General features: G+C 63.5%; 16 protein-coding genes. 12 read left to right on the forward strand and 4 right to left on the reverse strand.

The window, feature by feature from the left end:
- The first annotated feature begins 2 nt into the window (after nucleotides 1-2).
- Genes ACUY2Y_RS06595 through ACUY2Y_RS06605 form a run of 3 tightly spaced genes read left to right on the forward strand, consistent with a single transcriptional unit; the run spans nucleotide 3 to nucleotide 2719 of the window.
- On the forward strand, nucleotides 3-755 hold the full coding sequence (locus tag ACUY2Y_RS06595; RefSeq protein WP_448325323.1) for a lysophospholipid acyltransferase family protein: 753 nt from the start codon (nucleotides 3-5) through the stop codon (nucleotides 753-755).
- Nucleotides 752-1270, forward strand: a complete 519-nt coding sequence (locus tag ACUY2Y_RS06600; protein WP_259900449.1) for a polyadenylate-specific 3'-exoribonuclease AS — start codon at nucleotides 752-754, stop codon at nucleotides 1268-1270. Before ACUY2Y_RS06595 ends, ACUY2Y_RS06600 begins: the two co-directional genes overlap by 4 nt.
- 60 nt (nucleotides 1271-1330) lie before the next feature.
- On the forward strand, nucleotides 1331-2719 hold the full coding sequence (locus ACUY2Y_RS06605; RefSeq protein ID WP_210571598.1) for a class II 3-deoxy-7-phosphoheptulonate synthase: 1389 nt from the start codon (nucleotides 1331-1333) through the stop codon (nucleotides 2717-2719).
- A 26-nt stretch (nucleotides 2720-2745) separates the two neighbouring features.
- On the opposite strand, the gene ACUY2Y_RS06610 is transcribed toward ACUY2Y_RS06605, so the two are convergent.
- A complete protein-coding gene (locus tag ACUY2Y_RS06610) occupies nucleotides 2746-4038 on the reverse strand; it encodes a protein kinase domain-containing protein (RefSeq protein ID WP_448325324.1) in 1293 nt (430 codons plus the stop codon).
- A 57-nt stretch (nucleotides 4039-4095) separates the two neighbouring features.
- Here ACUY2Y_RS06610 and ACUY2Y_RS06615 point away from each other — a divergent pair, with 57 nt between their 5' ends.
- Nucleotides 4096-4488: an Rv2175c family DNA-binding protein gene (locus ACUY2Y_RS06615; protein WP_448325403.1), complete on the forward strand. Its 393-nt coding sequence runs from the start codon at nucleotides 4096-4098 to the stop codon at nucleotides 4486-4488.
- Here the strand turns inward: ACUY2Y_RS06615 and ACUY2Y_RS06620 are convergent.
- The 3 genes from ACUY2Y_RS06620 to ACUY2Y_RS06630 are packed head-to-tail and all read right to left on the reverse strand — an operon-like array spanning nucleotide 4460 to nucleotide 7671.
- Nucleotides 4460-5935 (reverse strand): alpha-(1->6)-mannopyranosyltransferase A, encoded by a 1476-nt coding sequence (locus tag ACUY2Y_RS06620; RefSeq protein ID WP_448325325.1) that lies wholly within the window; start codon nucleotides 5933-5935, stop codon nucleotides 4460-4462. The two genes, ACUY2Y_RS06615 and ACUY2Y_RS06620, sit on opposite strands and share 29 nt — an antisense overlap.
- A gap of 13 nt (nucleotides 5936-5948) precedes the next feature.
- The gene (locus tag ACUY2Y_RS06625; RefSeq protein ID WP_448325326.1) at nucleotides 5949-7046 is read right to left on the reverse strand and encodes a polyprenyl synthetase family protein; all 1098 of its coding nucleotides are present in this window, start codon (nucleotides 7044-7046) and stop codon (nucleotides 5949-5951) included.
- A gap of 49 nt (nucleotides 7047-7095) precedes the next feature.
- Nucleotides 7096-7671 (reverse strand): GNAT family N-acetyltransferase, encoded by a 576-nt coding sequence (locus ACUY2Y_RS06630; RefSeq protein WP_448325404.1) that lies wholly within the window; start codon nucleotides 7669-7671, stop codon nucleotides 7096-7098.
- Nucleotides 7672-7925: 254 nt separating this feature from the next.
- Here ACUY2Y_RS06630 and ACUY2Y_RS06635 point away from each other — a divergent pair, with 254 nt between their 5' ends.
- From ACUY2Y_RS06635 to ACUY2Y_RS06670, 8 genes are all read left to right on the forward strand, one after another.
- Complete coding sequence (locus ACUY2Y_RS06635) at nucleotides 7926-8363, forward strand: SAV_6107 family HEPN domain-containing protein (protein ID WP_448325327.1); 438 nt, start codon at nucleotides 7926-7928, stop codon at nucleotides 8361-8363.
- Between the two features lie 114 nt (nucleotides 8364-8477).
- Complete coding sequence (locus ACUY2Y_RS06640) at nucleotides 8478-8870, forward strand: DUF3040 domain-containing protein (RefSeq protein WP_448325328.1); 393 nt, start codon at nucleotides 8478-8480, stop codon at nucleotides 8868-8870.
- Nucleotides 8871-9469: 599 nt separating this feature from the next.
- Nucleotides 9470-9904: a division/cell wall cluster transcriptional repressor MraZ gene (mraZ, locus tag ACUY2Y_RS06645; RefSeq protein ID WP_076598706.1), complete on the forward strand. Its 435-nt coding sequence runs from the start codon at nucleotides 9470-9472 to the stop codon at nucleotides 9902-9904.
- 217 nt (nucleotides 9905-10121) lie between these two features.
- On the forward strand, nucleotides 10122-11135 hold the full coding sequence (gene rsmH / locus ACUY2Y_RS06650) for a 16S rRNA (cytosine(1402)-N(4))-methyltransferase RsmH (RefSeq protein ID WP_448325405.1): 1014 nt from the start codon (nucleotides 10122-10124) through the stop codon (nucleotides 11133-11135).
- Nucleotides 11136-11209: 74 nt separating this feature from the next.
- On the forward strand, nucleotides 11210-12085 hold the full coding sequence (locus tag ACUY2Y_RS06655; RefSeq protein ID WP_448325329.1) for a hypothetical protein: 876 nt from the start codon (nucleotides 11210-11212) through the stop codon (nucleotides 12083-12085).
- Between the two features lie 232 nt (nucleotides 12086-12317).
- On the forward strand, nucleotides 12318-14255 hold the full coding sequence (locus ACUY2Y_RS06660) for a peptidoglycan D,D-transpeptidase FtsI family protein (RefSeq protein WP_448325330.1): 1938 nt from the start codon (nucleotides 12318-12320) through the stop codon (nucleotides 14253-14255).
- An 18-nt stretch (nucleotides 14256-14273) separates the two neighbouring features.
- Nucleotides 14274-15854 (forward strand): UDP-N-acetylmuramoyl-L-alanyl-D-glutamate--2,6-diaminopimelate ligase, encoded by a 1581-nt coding sequence (locus ACUY2Y_RS06665; protein WP_448325331.1) that lies wholly within the window; start codon nucleotides 14274-14276, stop codon nucleotides 15852-15854.
- Nucleotides 15851-17458: a UDP-N-acetylmuramoyl-tripeptide--D-alanyl-D-alanine ligase gene (locus ACUY2Y_RS06670; RefSeq protein WP_448325332.1), complete on the forward strand. Its 1608-nt coding sequence runs from the start codon at nucleotides 15851-15853 to the stop codon at nucleotides 17456-17458. Before ACUY2Y_RS06665 ends, ACUY2Y_RS06670 begins: the two co-directional genes overlap by 4 nt.
- The last annotated feature ends 4 nt before the right edge of the window (nucleotides 17459-17462 follow it).

The raw sequence follows: 17462 nt of genomic DNA on the forward strand, positions 1-17462 counted from the left end.
GTATGAACAACAAGTGGTACAAGTTTTTCAAGTACATCCTGATCGGGCCGTGGTTGCGGATCTGGAACCGCCCCGAAACTGAAGGGCTCGAGCACATCCCGCCGGAGGGGAAGCCTGCGCTGATGGTGTCCAACCACCAGGCCGTGATGGATTCCTTCTACTTCCCGCTCGTGTGCCCGCGCCAGCTGGTGCACCCGGCGAAGAAGGAGTACTTCACCGCGCCGGGCGTGGTTGGCGCCATCCAGAAATTCTTCTTCACCTCTGTGGGCCAGGTGCCCATCGACCGTCAGGCGAAGGATGCAGGCGCGCACCTGCTCGAGGTCACACAAGAGGTCTTCGATAAAGGCGACCTGTTCTGCATCTACCCGGAGGGAACGCGCTCCCCGGATGGACGTATTTACAAGGGCAAGACCGGAATGGCACGCGTGGCGATGGAATCGGGCGTGCCCTGCATTCCGGTCGCCATGATCGGTACCCGCAACGCGAACCCGATCGGCTCTTGGATTCCGCGGCCGGCGAAGGTGCGAGTGAAGATCGGCGAAGCGATCGACCCGCACAAGTGGGCGCGCGAGAACGGATACGACCCGAGCGATTCTGCCGTGTGGCGCCCGTTCACCGATTTCTTCATGGAGCGGCTCGTTGAGCTGTCCGGCTACGACTACGTCGATGCGTACGCCGGGGACGTGAAAAAGTCCCTCGAGGCAGGCAACGGCTACCCGGAGGGCACGGAGCCTGACTGGCAGAACATGCAGTGAGGTACTTCTACGACACCGAATTCATCGAGGACGGCACGACGATCGAGCTGATCTCCATCGGGATCGTCGCCGAGGACGGACGCGAGTACTACGCCGTGTCCACGGACTTCGACGCCTCGCGCGCGAATCCGTGGGTGCGCGAGAATGTCCTGGAGAAGCTGCCCAATCCGCAGCGTCCGGAATGGAAATCGAAGCAGACCATCCGCGAGGAAGTCTTCGCCTTTCTCACCGATTCCGATTTGAAGCCCGAGCTGTGGGCGTGGGTGGGCGCGTACGACCATGTCGTGCTGGCGCAGCTGTGGGGCGACATGGCCAAACTTCCGAAGGAGATGCCGCGGTACACACGTGAGCTGCGCCAATACTGGGACATGGCGGGGCGCCCGACGCTGCCTCCCGCCCCCCAGGGCAACCACGACGCGCTTGTCGACGCGCGCCATAATCTCCTTAAATTCAAGATCTGCGCGCGCTCGCTGCCCCTCGATCGTCGGGGTCACGCGACCGTGCGGCCGGAATAATCCAAGCTCATTTCACACTTTTGCTACGTCCGGTAACGCAGACGTGCTAGAAGTAAAGAGGTGAGTTGGACAGTAGACATCCCCAAAGAAGTGTTGCCCGATCTGCCGCCGCTTCCCGGTGACATCAATGAGGCGTTCCAGGACGCCGTCAACCGCGACGCGAAGCAGCAGCCGACATGGGATGAGAACTCGTCCCTGTATGTGCGCAAGATTCTCGAGTCGGTCCCACCGGTGGTGGTGGCTCCCGAGATCCACAAGCTGAAGAGCCAGCTGGCGGACGTGGCAAACGGCGAGGCCTTCCTGCTGCAGGGCGGCGACTGCGCCGAGACCTTCGAGTCCAACACTGAGCCGCACATCCGCGCCAATATCAAGACCCTGCTGCAGATGGCAGTGGTGCTGACCTACGGCGCATCCACCCCGGTGGTGAAGCTGGCCCGCATCGCCGGCCAGTACGCCAAGCCACGCTCCTCCGATCTGGACGAGAACGGTCTGCCGAACTACCGCGGCGACATCGTCAACGGTGTGGAGCCGACCGAGGAGTCCCGCCGCCACGACCCTGCACGCATGATTCGCGCCTACGCGAACTCTTCGGCGGCAATGAACCTGGTCCGTGCGTTGACCACCTCCGGAACGGCTGATCTGTACCGCGTTGAGGCCTGGAACCGCGAATTCGTTGCCAACTCCGCCGCCGGCGCTCGCTACGAGGCACTGTCGCGCGAGATCACCCGCTCGCTCCACTTCATGGATGCCTGCGGCGTGAACGACCGCGAGCTGCGCACCTCCGAGATCTACGCGTCCCACGAGGCGCTGCTGGTCGACTACGAGCGTGCGATGCTCCGCCTCGCGGAGAACGAGAAGGGCGAGACCAAGCTCTACGATCTGTCGGCGCACCAGCTGTGGATCGGCGAGCGCACCCGCGGTCTCGAGGACTTCCACGTCAACTTCGCCGCCCTGATCGACAACCCGATCGGCATCAAGCTTGGGCCGAAGGTCACGCCGGAGGAGGCTGTCGCCTACGCCGAGAAGCTGGATCCGAACCGTGAGCCGGGCCGTCTCACCATGGTCGCGCGCATGGGCCACGAGAATGTCCGCGACGTTCTGCCGGGCATCGTGGATGCCGTGGAGCGCTCCGGCCACAAGGTGGTCTGGCAGTCCGACCCGATGCACGGCAACACTTTCACCGCATCGAACGGTTACAAGACCCGCCACTTCGACAAGATCATTGACGAGGTCCAGGGCTTCTTCGAGGTGCACCGCCACCTGGGCACCCACCCGGGCGGCATCCACATCGAGCTGACCGGCGAGCACGTCACCGAGTGCCTCGGCGGAGCGCAGGACATCACCGATATCGACCTGCCGGGCCGTTACGAGTCCGCTTGCGACCCGCGCTTGAACACGGAGCAGGCGTTGGAGCTCGCATTCCTCGTTGCGGAGATGCTCCGCAACTAACAGAGCGGAGCGGGGGAATTCCCGCTCTACTCAGGCATCCGGAGGATTTCGGGGATCTCCCCGTAGGACCCGGAACCGAACCACCAGCCACCGACAGCGACTGCTGCGGTGGCTGCTGTTATGAGCAGGAGAATCACGACCATCGCAGCCGCCGAGCGGTTCGTGTCCACCGGGGGCTGTTCATCCATTTCGGGCTCCCGCCGACGATCGTCGACACGCTCCAACGGCGGCACATGCGGTTCGTACGGTGCCGGGACTGGCGCCGGAGCTGGTGCGGCTGCCGGCGGGAGCGGGGCAGCGTACGGCTCACGCGGCTCGTCGTGATCCCAGTACCTGTGGTCGTCACGGCGGCCGAACAAGCCTGCTTCCGGTGCCGGGGCAGATTCCGGGGCAGACTGCGGGGAGTCAAGGTGAGTGACGCTCGTGGGAATCGCTGCGGCCCGGTTCGCCGCGGACTGAGTGGGCACCGGGACCGTGAACTCCGGCAGCTCCAACTCGGCGGCGACATCGTCGAGAGCCTCGAGAAATTCCCGTGCATCGGCGAAGCGCTCGCGGGGATCGCGGGCGGTGGCGGTGGCCACGAGCTCGTCGAAAAGCATTGGCACGCCCTGCATGCGTGACGACGGTGCCGGGACATCCGACCGCAGGCGCGCCATCGCATGGCTGAGCGAGGTGTCCCCGTCGAAGGGGACGGTGCCGGTGAGTAGTTCGAAGAGCACGATGCCGGCGGAATACACGTCGGAGGTCTGGGTGATTTCTGAGCCGTCGACCTGCTCGGGGGAGAGGTACGCGACAGTGCCGACGATCTGATCCGTGGAATGCCGGGCATCGCTCGCTGCGCGCACGAGACCGAAATCTGCGAGCTTCACCGTGCTGTCGCCGTTGATGAGAATATTGTCTGGTTTGATGTCGCGGTGCACTAGACCGCGACGGTGCGCGACGGACAAGCCCGTCAGCATTGCCCGCATGACTGCGGCGGCGGCATGTGGGGGCATTGGGCCGCGCTCGGCGAGCAGCTCCCGGAGCGTGCCGCCGGTGATCAGCTCCATGATGAGGAAGACATCCTCGCCGTCGGCCGCGAAATCGTACACATTGACCAGATTCGGGTGGCTCAGCTGCGCCATCGCGCGGGCCTCGCGCGCGAAGCGATCGAGAAAAACGTCGTCGTGGACATAGCGTTCATCCATCACCTTCGCGGCGACTTCACGGCCCAAACGGTCGTCGAGGCAGCGATACACGGTGGACATGCCGCCGCGCGCAATGGGGCGGTCGATGATGTACCGGCCTTCCAACACGTCGCCGGCTGCGAGGTGAGTCATAGCACCCAGTATGGTGCACGGGACTTCCCGATCGGTAGACGGCATGCGGTGAGTAGAGTGGCGGGCGTGAGTTCTACAGAGCACGACCCCAACGAACACGACCTCGACGCACTGCTGAGCGGGGAAACGCTGCTGTCATTCCCCGAGGTGGCCGAGCGGCTCGGCGTCCCTGTGACAAAGGTCCACGACTACGTCAACGCCGGCAAACTCGTGTCCCACAAAAAGGACGGCACGAAAGTCATCCCCGAGCTCATGCTCGACGGCGGGACGGAGCTGTCCAAATTCATCGCCGGGGCCATCACCGTTCTCCTCGACGGTGGCTTCAACCAGGAAGAAATCCTCGCCTACCTGTTCACGGAAGATGACAGTCTGCCCGGCCGCCCGATCGACGCGTTGCACGGCCACGGGGCCCGTGAAGTGATCAGGCGCGCTCAGGCGATGGCGTTTTAGAGCGCGGCAGGACATACGCGGCTGCGCACCAGCCGGCGATCAAAGCGGCGAGCATCCACGGCCCGTTGTAGAAGTGATGGTTGCCGCTGCCGGAAAACGCGAGCGCCACGATCACTGACAACCCCACAGTCAGGCGTGTTAGCCAGCGCGCCGGGGTGAACGTGCCCGCCACGGAGACAGCGGAAGCGAAGTACCACGGCAGCGAGACTGCGTTGAAGACGAATGCGACCATGTACGCCAGCGCCATACCCATGACATTGCGGCGGTCAGTCTTCCGGAAGATCCACCACACCGCCACGAGACCGGCCAGCATCAGCACCGAACTGATAGTGCGGGTGGTGCCGAGGACGGTGTTGTAGGGGAAGGCTTCGTCGAAAAGCTGCAGGAAGGGCGTGATTGCCTCCGCGGCGAGTGTCGCGGCGGAGAGCGGATTGACCACTTTTGAATTGCCGGAGATCTCCGCCAGCCAGCCCCACGAGGTGCCTGACGCCAGCGTCACCGCCGCGACGGTGGCCACAGCCGCTGCTACGACGGCGAAACCAGCAGCGAAGAAGACACCGACCCGTCGGGCTGGGCGGGACCCCTCGGGCGCGTAGCGGTGCAGAGCCATCCACACGATGAACGGCAACGTGACCGCAGCAGTCGCCTTGAGAGACACAGCCACCCCGACCAGCACGGTGCCCAGCAGGAAGCGTCGCGACAGGCACGCCACAAGGCCGAGACTGACCAAGCCGACCATGACCGCCTCGTTGTGCATGCCGCCGACCATGTGGATGAGCATCACCGGATTGGCCACACCCAGCCACAAAGCGACCGCTGGATCGCCCCCGAGGAAACGCGCGATTTTCGGGACAGCCCACGCAATGGCGGCGAAACCAGCGAGGGAGATGAATTTGTAGCAGATGATGCCCGCCATGACATTGTCACCGACAAAGCTGGTCACTCCATTGCCGATCCACAGGTGCAGCGGGCCGTAGGGCGTGGTGGTGTTGCGCCAGTCGTGGGAGACTTCCAGCAAATACGGACCGGGGTTTATAGCGGCGCCTTCCGAATACGGGTCGAAACCGTCGCGGACCATGGCGCCCTGCATGAGGTAGGAGTAGATGTCGCGCGACATCAGCGGCGCGGCGAGCAGGAGTGGGGCAGTGGCGGACCACAGTGATGCCCGCGCGAATTCACACCGGTCGCGCACGCCAGGCTCGGTGCGGTCAGCCAGCACATACCGGCCGACGGCGACCCAACCGAGCACGAGAAGCACAAGCCCTGCGGTCAATGCGATGTTGAGCAGGCCCCGGCCGTGGCCGTACGACAAGAAGGCGACACCGAAAGCATCGAGCACCCCGCCGCGGTTCCTCGTTGCGCCCGCGCCGAAGGAGCCGATCATCATGAGGACGGCGCCGGCAGTGCCCAACCACAGCGCGGTTTTCGGAGAGAGTCGTACGGTCATCGGACAGGCGCCTCTATTTGCGCCGGGCCGTGGACTTGATAGCCAGGGACGTGAGGGTCTCCACGGCGTCATCGGTGATGTGGGCATCCTCGAGATGCTTCAATCCGGACTCGGTCAGACGCGTGATGCGCTCTTCCGTGACGTCCACAGCGCCGGTCGACTCGATGATGCGCGCCAGTTCCGCGATGTCGTCGGGGGCCGTGGCGGTGCCGATTCCCGAGCGGAGTTTTTCTGCAGCGGCCGGATCTGATGCGTCCGCGGCTTGCAACGCAAGTGCGTAGAGCACGGTCCGCTTGCCTTCGCGCAGATCGTCGCCTGCCGGCTTACCGGTCACCTCAGGGTCGCCGAAGACGCCCAGAAGATCGTCGCGGAGCTGGAAAGCAATGCCGATATCGCGACCGTATCCGCGCAGCGCAGCGATAGTCGTCTCGTCCGCGCCCGCCAGTGCCGCACCGAGGTGGAGTGGACGTTCCACCGTGTAGGCGGCGGTCTTGTAGCGGTTGACGGAATCTGCCATCTCCACGCTTTCGCTGCCGGAGGCCTCCAAGGCGATGTCGAGGATCTGCCCGCCGATGACCTCCGCGCGCATACCGCGCCACGGTTCAGCCGCGCGCAGCAGCGCTGCATCGCTCACGCCGGAGTAGCGCCACATGTCGTCGGCCCAGGCCAGAGCAAGATCGCCAATGAGGATCGCGACATTCTCACCATATATGTCAGCGTCGCCGTGCCAGCCGCGTTGCGCATGTTCCGCAGCGATTGCACGGTGGACCGTGGGCTTGCCACGCCGGGTGTCCGAGGCATCGATGATGTCATCGTGGACGAGCGCACACGCCTGAATGAGCTCGAGGGCGCTGACCGCACGAAGCACGGCAGCCGGGTCCTCGCCGCTGTCGTCCGCACCGACGGTCGCCGCGTATCCCACCCAACCGTAGGTGGGACGGATGCGTTTGCCTCCGCCGAGCACGAAATTGCGCAAGTGCCCCACGGCCTCAGCGACGGGAGCGCCGATTTCGCTTATCGACGCCGCGTTGTCCCCGAAGAATGCTTCCAGCTCTCGTTCCACTGCTGCTGGGACATCTGCTACCGCAATGTGAGGTGTGCGCTCGCTCAAAAGTGGAATCTCCTTCTGCCGCACGGAGGGGAGGATGGACGATTACCACTCACTTTACCGGGGTGCTGATCTCCAACGGCAATGTCCGGCCAAGCACCGCGAAGGGGCGCGGATCACCGGTGTAGCGGAAATCGCGGAGCACATCTTCAAAGCCGAGCGAGCGGTAGAGGCCGAACGCTGCATTGCCCTCGTTCGGCACTTCGGGGGTGGAGAGCAAGACATGTGGCTGCGATGCCCGGCTGAGCAGTCTTTCAATGAGGGCTCTGCCGATGCCGCGGCCCTGGAGATGCGGGGCGACGTGAATTTCCGCTAGCTCGAAATAGTTTTCCACGACCGCGGTCATCTCTGGCGTCATCGCGTGGCTATTCACTAGTCCGCGTCGAAGCTGCTGGTCCCACCAGCGTTTCTGTGAGCCTCGGAAACCATAAGCGACACCGGCGAGCTGCTCCTCGTCGAATGCGGCGACGGCAGTGAAGTCCCGTTCCAGCGAATCGCGGCGCCAGACAGTCACGCGTTGGTCGTGGATGGCAATGGGGTAGCGCATCGCCGTGATGTAGAGGCCCACGAGTTCGGGAGCCATGGCGGTGAATTCGTACGGGGACAGCTCGCGGATGGTGACGGACACGGTTTCCATCGAACCATGTGGGGCGCGTGGGTGCGTCTGATTCAGCTTATCCACACCCCGACATGGCTGAAACTGCAGGTCATAGCGGGGTATTGATACGAAGTGGGGCAATAGTTCGAAAACGTGTTCGAACTGCTGGCGGGCTGTGTCCGGTTCGGTTTCTAGTGTGAGGCTCACAAAGTAATTGGAAATGAGGGCGCGAACAGGAATGTGAACGCCGGGCGGAACGGTAGTGAAACGAGGAGGAGGGTCAGATGTCTAGCGTGATCTCAGCGACGACGGGCGCGGTGTACGGGGCGGTGCCCGCTACCTTGCAGCATGATGAATTTCTGGCTTCGGGGCGTGCGCTGCTCGGGGACGCGCATGCGCAGCTCGCTGCCGGCGCATACGACCTGGCTCTGGAAAGTGCGTACCGCGCGGCACTGCGCACGGCGGGAGCCGTGATTGCGGAGTCGGCGGTGGTGGCTAAGCGGAAGCGTCTGCCCACGAGTGCGTGGGACAAGCTTGCACTCACGGGGGCTCGTGGAGCGTATTGGGCGAATGCGTTCTCCGGATTCTCGCGGCTGAGGGGAAGGGTCGCGTCTGGGATCGAGCTGAATCCGCAACGTGGGGATGTCGAACGTCTTGTTCAGTTGGCTTCCGAGTTCTTCGGGGAGACGGCCGGGGAGGGAAGTGGCATGACCGCTGCCTAGCCTGCTGTGACTGTTCTGCGGTGGTGTCGGGGCGCTATGATGAAGGGAACAAAACGGCGCCGTGGCGCGTTGTAGTTCAGAGAAGACAGCGACCAAACCAGGCTGGGAGTGAAAGTGGCTTTATCTGAGCAGGAACAGAAGTTGCTCCGCGAAATCGAGGAGTCGCTGATGGCCGACGATCCGAAGTTCGGGTCGACGGTGGCTTCTGCGCCTGGGCGTGGATCTGCTGACGGCGGGTTCCGGCCGACCATGCGGGCCGTTGCCCTCATTGTGCTCGGCCTCGTGCTGCTCATTGCGGGCGTCGCCTTGGCTGCTGAAAGCATCTGGTTTGTGGCACTCAGCATTCTCGGTTTCGTTGTCATGTTCATCGGCGGCATTTGGGGGTTGCGTGCACCGGCCCAGGAGAACGTGCCATCGCGCACCCAAAACGCCGGACCGCAGCTGCGCCGCGAAGGTCGCAGCTCCCGGATGGAAGAGAATTTCCGCCGTCGCTTCGAAGGTCAGTAAACCGTCCTCCTAATTCAGTTGCCGCCCTCCCTGGCGTGAAGGCCCGTCCATGAGGGCCTGCCCAACTAGGCAAGAGAGCCTGCCCAGCTAGATAGGTTTCCGACCATTTAACGGAATAGTTTCAAACCCTCTTACGGAAACGTGAGGGGGAATTTTTGTGCGCGCATCACGGTATCTCGCCTGGGTGGTGCCTTCTTTCCTTGGCTTCCCACTTTCCTCCACCTGGGGTTCCCACTTTCCCCCACTTAGGCTCCCCACTTTCACCCACTGGGGTCTCTTAGTCTTGGCGTGATCCGTTTTTCCTGCGGGAATGTCGATCGGTCGTAGTGGTAGTGGTGGTGATGGCGGGGCGGTAAAGGGCGATTAGGGGCGGATGTGGTGGAATGTGGCTAGAGGGGGCGGGTGGACGCGCCACGTGTGATCAGTGTGCTGAACTGTGGATTCGTGACACACGGAAAGAATTTTGTGTTCCAATGTGGCGTTTGTGGGGGAGAGTGGGTTAAAGTGGGGGACAGTGAAGGGCCGGTGTGACGATGCCGGGTCGGATCTGACAAAAATTCACAGCCGGAGTCATTGAGCGAAGGAAGGTAGGGCGCCGGATGTTTCTTGGCACCTATACCCCCAAGCTGGATGACAAAGGGCGCCTGACGCTGCCCGCCAAGTTCCGTGAAGGACTGGCGGACGGGCTGATGGTGACCAAGGGACAAGACCACTCGCTGGCGGTCTATCCCCGCGAGGAATTCGCGGCACGTGCACGTAAAGCTGCTGCGGTTTCCCGCACGAATCCGAAGGCGCGCGCCTTTATCCGAAACTTGGCGGCAAGTGCGGATGAGCAGACGCTGGACGGTTCAGGTCGCATCACCCTGTCACCGGCGCACCGGGACTACGCGAACTTGTCCAAGGAATGTGTGGTCATCGGTTCAGTGGATTTCTTGGAAATCTGGGACGCCGAGTCCTGGCAGAAATACCAAGAAAATACGGAGGCCGCTTTCTCGGCGGCCGATGAGGACGACATTCTCTCGGGCCTGCTCTAAGCGGGCGAACGGAGAGCGTGTACGGACTCTGCTCGGGGCGCGAGTCGTTCTGGTGTACTTCCCCGATATCAGAATGACCGCCCCGAGCAGGGCCCTACACGTTCCCCGTTAGAACAGATTCTTTCAACCGCAGTCAGACCTAATCCGCAGCACCGGCACACCAGGCACAAAGGGGGGGGTGGACCACATGGCACATGACACGTCGCAGAAGTCGGACATGGACTTCGGTGTTGATGCCAACCATGGTCACGTCCCCGTCATGCGCGACCGCATGGGCGATCTGCTGCGCCCGGCAGTAGAGCGCTTCGGAGCTGAGGCCGTGATCGTCGACGGCACGCTGGGTGCCGGCGGGCACACCGAATATTTCCTCACCGAATTCCCCGACGCCACCGTGATCGGCATTGATCGTGACGGGGCAGCGCTGGAAAACGCCACCGAGCGTCTGGCGCGGTTTGGCGACAGGTTCGTTCCGGTCCGGGGCCGCTTCGATTGCCTCGGCGAGGAGTTGGCGAGCAACGAAAACGTTGTGTTCGAGCGCGTCCGCAAGACGGGATTGGCGGGCGCGTTCTTTGATCTTGGCGTGTCATCGATGCAGCTCGACCAGGAGGAGCGTGGTTTCGCTTACCGCGTCGACGCACCACTGGACATGCGCATGGATCCGAGTGTTGGCCTGACGGCCGCGGATGTCTTGAACACGTACAGCCATGGTGATTTGGCGCGTGTGCTTAAGACGTACGGTGACGAGCGTTTCGCCGGCAAGATCGCCTCGGCAGTGATCGATGAGCGCGAGAAAGAACCATTCGATCGGTCTGGGCGCCTCGTGGAGCTTCTTTACGATGTGATCCCTGCGGCGACGCGCCGCACGGGCGGACACCCGGCCAAGCGTACGTTCCAGGCCCTCCGCGTCGAGGTCAACCGGGAGCTCGAGGCGCTGGAAAACGTCATCCCGATGGTTGCGAATGTGCTCGGTGAGGGTGGCCGCGCAGTGTTCATGAGTTACCAGTCGCTCGAAGACAAGCTGGTCAAGCGCGCATTTGCGGATATGACGAAGTCGAAGACCCCGCCGGGTCTCCCGACCGAGCTGCCAGACATGGCGCCGAAATTCCGGTTGGTCACTCGTGGCGCCGAGCAGGCCTCCGAGGCGGAGATTGAGCTGAACCGCAGAGCAGCTTCAGTGCGCGTTCGGGCGGTGGAGAAGCTCGACAGCGGGCCACCTGGGGGTGCGCGATGAGCATCCGATCGACGCATTCACGCACAGCACGGCAACCACACACAGGACGGCAACAAGCGAAGGGAACCACGACCATGGGAGCAAGCCGAGACCTCACCGCCGGTAACACCGCCGGCAGCTCGACTGCGCTGCTGGAACGCACCCCGCAGCGTACGACCCGCCATGCTGACCGGCCTGGCACGCGCACAGCACCGGCGCCGTCGGGGCTGAAGCCGCGCATCGCCCCGCACGTCCCACGCGGACCGCGTCGTCTCGGCTCCAAGCAGGTCGTGTCCGTGCGCGGACGTCGCGTGGCCACCACGGAGGCGAAGCGCAAGTTCTCGACGATGTCGATGCTGGCATTGCCGCTGCTGGTGCTGGGCATCTTCGGTGCGATGCTGCTGTCTGCTCTGTCCACGCAGCAGACATTCACGATCGAACAGCTCCAGAGCAAGGAGCGCACGCTCAACAATGAGATTGAGACGCTGAACCGCAACGTCGAGGACAGCCGTGCTGCCGCAGAAGTCGCGGCGAAGGCCGATGCTGCGGGCATGGTCGTCCCGGTCCAGCCCGGCATCATCGATGTCGTCGCTGACGGAAAGGCGAACGAAACCCGCGAAGCCGACCCAGAAAAGCACGTGCGTGTTGTCGATGTGAATGAGGAGACGATCCGCACCGACAAGGCGACGAGTGACCGCGAAGCAACGCGCGATATTGCCGATAACCTGTCTGCTCTTCCGCAGAACTCGCTGCCGACCGGACGCGGTGCTGCGCCGTCGCTGCCGACTCCTGGCGGCCAGTCAGGTAATCGCGGGGCTGCTCCGGCGGCACCAGCGCCCGCTGCTGAGGCACCGACATCTGAGGTGCCGGCACCTAACGCACCGGCACCTAACGCACCGGCCCCGGCAGCTCCGGCCCCAGCGCCCGCACCGGCGGAGGGCGCACTGCCAGCTTTGCCCGGCGGTTTCTGAGCGTCTTCCCAAACGCGAATGATTCGTACCGGGATTTAGTTCCCAGTTCGTGTGTGGCGGTCATAATCTTGCCCGGTGATAGGGGCAAGATGAAGGCAATCATTGGGATGAAAGCCTCCTATGGGCGCGACGACACAAGAGAAGTAGGTGAGACTGCGACGTGAGCAGAATGGTCCCGCGGAAGCGGCAGGCACGGGCAGTCCCCGCGCAAAAAGTCATTACTGCCAGTCGCATGCGCATCCTCACGGCCGTCTTCCTGGTCGCCGCCCTCGTCCTCGTCGGGCGTCTTGCCTGGGTCCAGCTCAAGTGGGGCCCGCAATTGCAGACGGTGGCCGCCGAGCAGCGCGAACGAGATTTTGAGGATCCTGCCCGCCGCGGTGCGATCCTGGACCGCGAAGGCAATTACTTGGCCTACACGATGAAGGCCCGCTCCTTGACAGTCTCGCCGGTGACCCTGCGCCGCGAGCTCGGCGAGATCGCTCGCAACGAGATGTACGAAAACGGAGCGACCCGCGCTGAAGCGGAAGCGCAGCAGGACGCACGCGTCGAGGACATTCTGCGCCAGATGGCCAATGAGATCCCCACCATGATCAGCGACGATCAGGTGCAGGATCCGAACGGCGAGAGCTCTGAAGATTCAGACGATAAGGATGGAAAAGACGACGACAAGAAATCGGCGGGGGAGAAGGACAAGCTGCCCACCCCGCAGGTGAAGTCCAAGGACATCTTGGAGAAGCTCCACGCGGACACCGATTACGAGGTGCTCGTCCGCAATGTCGACCCGGATGTCGCGGCGAAGGTCGCGGAGAAATTCCACGGCGTGGCCGCTGACCGGCAAGACATTCGTGAATACCCGAACGGCGCGATCGGCGAGAATATCGTTGGAAGGGTGTCCATGGATGGCCAGGGCCAGTTCGGGCTCGAAGCGTCCAGTGATTCGATTCTCACGGGCATTGACGGCCGTTCCACCGAGGATGTTTCCGCTAACGGTCAGGCGATCCCCGGCACCTTGCGCGATGTGGTGCCGGTCGTCGATGGCGCACGCGTCGAGCTCACCGTCGACCTGGACCTCCAGGCATATGTCCAGCAGTTGCTGGAACAGTCCAAGGCGAATGCGAAGGCCAAGGAAGCAGAAGCAGTCGTGCTGGACGCCAAGACCGGTGAAGTTCTAGCAATGGCGAATACGAATACGATCGACCCGAACGGCGACCTGGACCGCCAGCTCGATTCCGGGCGGAATTTTGAGAACCCGTCGATTTCCCATCCGTATGAGCCAGGCTCTGTCGCCAAGATCATCACTGCTGCGGCAGCGATCGAGGAAGGTCTGACCACTCCGGACGAGGTACACCAGGTGCCCGGCTCCATTGAGATGGCTGGCGTGACGGTCGCAGATGCATGGCAGCACGATGTCGTTCCGTACACCACAACCGGCATCTTCGGTAAGTCCTCCAACGTGGGCACCCTGATGCTTGCCCAGAAAGTGGGCGAGGACCGATTCGACGATTATTTGAAGCGATTCGGCGTGGGCCAATCCACCGGCATCGAATTGCCCAATGAATCCTCAGGCCTAGTCCCGACACGTGAGCAGTGGTCCGGCGGCACCTTTGCCAACCTGCCGATCGGCCAGGGCATGTCCATGACCACGCTGCAGTTGGCCAGCGTCTATCAGGCGCTGGCCAATGAAGGAGAGAGGATCGAGCCCCGCGTGGTCAAGACTGTCACGCAGTCCACCGGCGAGGAGATCCCGCAGGATGATCCGCGTCGCACCCGTGTGGTCAGCGAGAAGACTGCGAAGACGATCGTCGACATGTTCCGCGCACCGTTCCAGGACGACCCGAACGGGGTCAACAGCGGTACCGCGCAGGGCAACTCCATTCCGGGCTACCAGCTGTCCGGCAAGACCGGTACAGCACAGAAGGTGAACCCTGACACTGGCGCGTACTCCAATTCGGATTATTGGATCACGTTCGCTGGTATCGCGCCGGCGGACGATCCGCGCTTCGTCGTGGCGGTGATGCTCGATGATCCGGAGCGTGGCCCGCTTGAAGGCGGCGGTGGCGGACAGTCGTCGGCGCCGATCTTCACCGAGATCGCCAACTGGCTGATCAACCGAGAAAATATTGCCCAGAGCCCGGACCCGGGCGAGCCGATGGTCCTGCAAGCCCAGTAGCGAAAGCGAGGAGTGGTCATGAACAACATCAACGAGAATTTTGCGGCCGCCGTCGCACTCACCACAGTGGCCGAGATTGCCGCCGCGCGGGTCGAGAACGCTCCGACGGAAGAACTGAAGGTCAGCGGGATCAGCCTCGACTCGAATGCAGTTGAAGCAGGCTCCATTTTCGCGGCGCTGCCGGGCACGCGCGTGCACGGGGCGACGTACGCGGAGGGATCGAAGGCCGCGGCCATTCTGACCGATGTGGTCGGCTGGGACATCCTCGTTGAAGCGCACGAAACCCGACCGGTGCTCGTTGTCGAGGACGTGCGCGCGATCCTCGGTCTCGTCTCCGCTGAGATCTACGGGCGCCCTTCGGAAAAGCTCACCATCATTGGTGTCACTGGCACGTCAGGCAAGACCACCACGACGTACATGCTTGAATCCGGGCTGACTGCCGCTGGTTGCGCGGTGGGGCTCATTGGCACGACCGGCACCCGCATCAAGGGCGAAGACGTGCCTACCTCGCTCACCACGCCGGAGGCACCGAAGCTACAGGAACTCTTCGCGCTCATGGTCGAGCGCGGCGTGACCCACGTGGTCATGGAGGTCTCCTCCCACGCTCTCGTACTGGGACGTGTGACAGGCACGCGTTTCGCTGTCGCCGGTTTCACGAATCTGTCCCAGGACCACTTGGATTTCCACCCGACGATGGAGGAGTACTTCGACTCTAAGGCGATGCTCTTCGAACCCGGTTCACCGGTCGCGTCTGAGCAGGCCGTGATCTGCGTTGACGATGAGTGGGGCCAGAAGATGGCGCAGCGCGCTGCAGGAGGGGAGCGCGCCGTAATCACCGTGGGCACGAATGGGCAGGACGATGTCGATTGCGCTGCCACGCTGAACAGCACCACCGACAGCGGCGCGCAGGACATCACGGTGAAACTTCGCGGCACCGCGATCGACACGCGTCTGCCGCTGCCGGGCGCATTCAATGTCGCCAACGCAGCGCTGGCCACGGCACTCGCTGCCGCAGCGGGTATCGACGCGGAGACCTTCCTCAAGGGTGTCAGCGGCGCAGCGGTCCCGGGCCGCATGGAACGCATTGATGCGGGCCAGGAATTCGTGGCTGTCGTCGACTACGCGCACAAGCCCGCCGCGATCGCCGCTGCCTTGGACTCGCTGCGCGAACAGGTCGATGGCCGTGTCGGTATCGTTGTGGGCGCCGGCGGCGACCGCGACCAATCCAAGCGCGCAATCATGGGTGCGGAGTCGGCGCGACGCGCCGACCTGGTCATCATCACCGACGACAACCCGCGCACCGAGGACCCGGCCACCATCCGTGCGGCTGTGCGGGAAGGCGCCGAACAAGCGGCAGCGTCCGGCGGAAACGTCGAGATCCGCGAGAGCGATTCACGCGGGGACGCGATCAGGCAGCTCGTCGCGTGGGCACAACCCGGCGACGCAGTTATCGTCGTGGGTAAAGGCCACGAAGTCGGGCAAATCATCGGTGACACGACCCACCACTTCGACGATAGAGAAGAAGTACGCGCGGCTTTGGCGGACAATGGCTTCGGCACTGCACCCGCACGGACTGAGAATAAGGAGGACCGGGCATGATTCCGATGACGCTGGCAGACATCGCACGGGTCACCGGTGGCACCCTCAGTGAGTCCGCCGACCCGCAAGCGACGGTGACCAGCTACGTCGAGTTCGACTCACGGAAGATCACCCCTGGCGGCCTTTTCGTGGCCCTGCCCGGTAGCAATGTCGACGGACACGATTTCGCCGAATCCGCGATTGCGCGTGGAGCAGTAGGAGCGCTCGTCGCGCGCGAAGTGGGAGTTCCCGCAGTCATTCTTCCGCCTGTCGAGCAGATTGAGGGAGATAATTCAGATCTCGCCGCGGGTGACCCGGATGGTTCCGCCCGCGCAGTCGTCGCCGGAATGGCGAAATTGGCGGGGCATGTGGCGCGAACGCTCGTCGATAAGCATGGCTTGCGCATCACTGGCGTGACGGGTTCTGCGGGCAAGACCTCCACGAAAGACTTGATCGCGAATGTGCTCGGTCAGGGTGGGGAGACGGTCGCGCCGCCTGGCTCGTTCAATAACGAGATCGGCCTGCCGTACACCGTGCTGCGCTGCACGGAAAACACAGACTTTTTGGTCGCGGAGATGTCCGCGCGCAATGTCGGGCACATCGCCCAGTTGGCCAGCATCGCGCCGCCGCACATCGGTGTGGTGCTCAACGTCGGTAGCGCTCACCTCGGCGAATTCGGTTCGCGCGAGAATATCGCCCAAGCGAAAGGCGAGCTCGTCGAGGCCCTGCCGGCTGATGGCGTGGCTATTCTCAACGCTGACGACGATCTTGTCGCGGGCATGGCGCCCCGCACCCACGGGCGCGTCGTGCGTTTTTCCGCGGAGCGTGGAGGCGCCGCAGGGCACGGCGCGGCTGAGTACTATGCCACGGACATAAAGCTTGACGACGTCGCGCGTGCCACCTTCACCATGCATTCACCCGCGGGCGGCCCGCAGCGGGTGAGTTTGAAGGTCTTCGGCGCCCACCAGGTGTCCAATGCTCTCGCGGCGGCGGCTGTCGGCATCGAAGCTGGGCTGGATGCGGCGACCGTAGCCGACGCGTTGTCTAATGCGCACAGCGTCTCGGTCAACCGGATGGACGTGAACACGCGTGCCGACGGGGTGACCGTGATCAACGACGCGTACAACGCCAACCCGGATTCGATGCGCGCCGGTATCGCCGCCCTCGGCTTCACTGCTGCTGCGCGCCCCGGTGTCCGCTCGATCGCGGTGCTGGGCGAGATGGGCGAACTCGGCTCCGACTCTGTCGAAGCGCACCGTGCATTGGGCGATGAACTCGCCCGATACCGTGTCACTCACCTCGTGGTGGTGGGGGAGAGCGAGGAGACGCGAGTGCTCGCCGAGCGCGCCGCCGGGCGCGGGATTCACACCCATACCGCGGGTGGCGTCGACGCAGCCGCAGACATCGTCAGCGAGATCGTGCGCACCGCCCCGCCAGGGGAGGGAAATTGGCGCAACCGCGACGACCGCGATGTAGTGCTCGTCAAAGCATCGAATGCGGTGGGCCTGTGGCGCGTCGCGGAGATTCTGCTCGCCGACGGGCCTGCGCACCCGCAGCGACCGAATACTGTCCCGCATTCGCCGAACACACCGATCACACAAACTGACCAGGAAGACACGAGGTAGCCAA

It is taken from the genome of Corynebacterium sp. 20-84, from assembly GCF_053479455.1.

Excerpts from the sequence above, each read along its gene's own strand:
- ACUY2Y_RS06595 (WP_448325323.1), top strand. The coding sequence starts at position 3 with ATGAACAACAAGTGGTACAAGTTTTTCAAGTACATCCTGATCGGGCCG.
- ACUY2Y_RS06610 (WP_448325324.1), bottom strand. The coding sequence starts at position 4,038 with ATGACTCACCTCGCAGCCGGCGACGTGTTGGAAGGCCGGTACATCATC.
- ACUY2Y_RS06620 (WP_448325325.1), bottom strand. The coding sequence starts at position 5,935 with ATGACCGTACGACTCTCTCCGAAAACCGCGCTGTGGTTGGGCACTGCC.
- ACUY2Y_RS06635 (WP_448325327.1), top strand. The coding sequence starts at position 7,926 with ATGTCTAGCGTGATCTCAGCGACGACGGGCGCGGTGTACGGGGCGGTG.
- mraZ (WP_076598706.1), top strand. The coding sequence starts at position 9,470 with ATGTTTCTTGGCACCTATACCCCCAAGCTGGATGACAAAGGGCGCCTG.
- rsmH (WP_448325405.1), top strand. The coding sequence starts at position 10,122 with ATGGACTTCGGTGTTGATGCCAACCATGGTCACGTCCCCGTCATGCGC.
- ACUY2Y_RS06655 (WP_448325329.1), top strand. The coding sequence starts at position 11,210 with ATGGGAGCAAGCCGAGACCTCACCGCCGGTAACACCGCCGGCAGCTCG.
- ACUY2Y_RS06660 (WP_448325330.1), top strand. The coding sequence starts at position 12,318 with ATGCGCATCCTCACGGCCGTCTTCCTGGTCGCCGCCCTCGTCCTCGTC.
- ACUY2Y_RS06665 (WP_448325331.1), top strand. The coding sequence starts at position 14,274 with ATGAACAACATCAACGAGAATTTTGCGGCCGCCGTCGCACTCACCACA.
- ACUY2Y_RS06670 (WP_448325332.1), top strand. The coding sequence starts at position 15,851 with ATGATTCCGATGACGCTGGCAGACATCGCACGGGTCACCGGTGGCACC.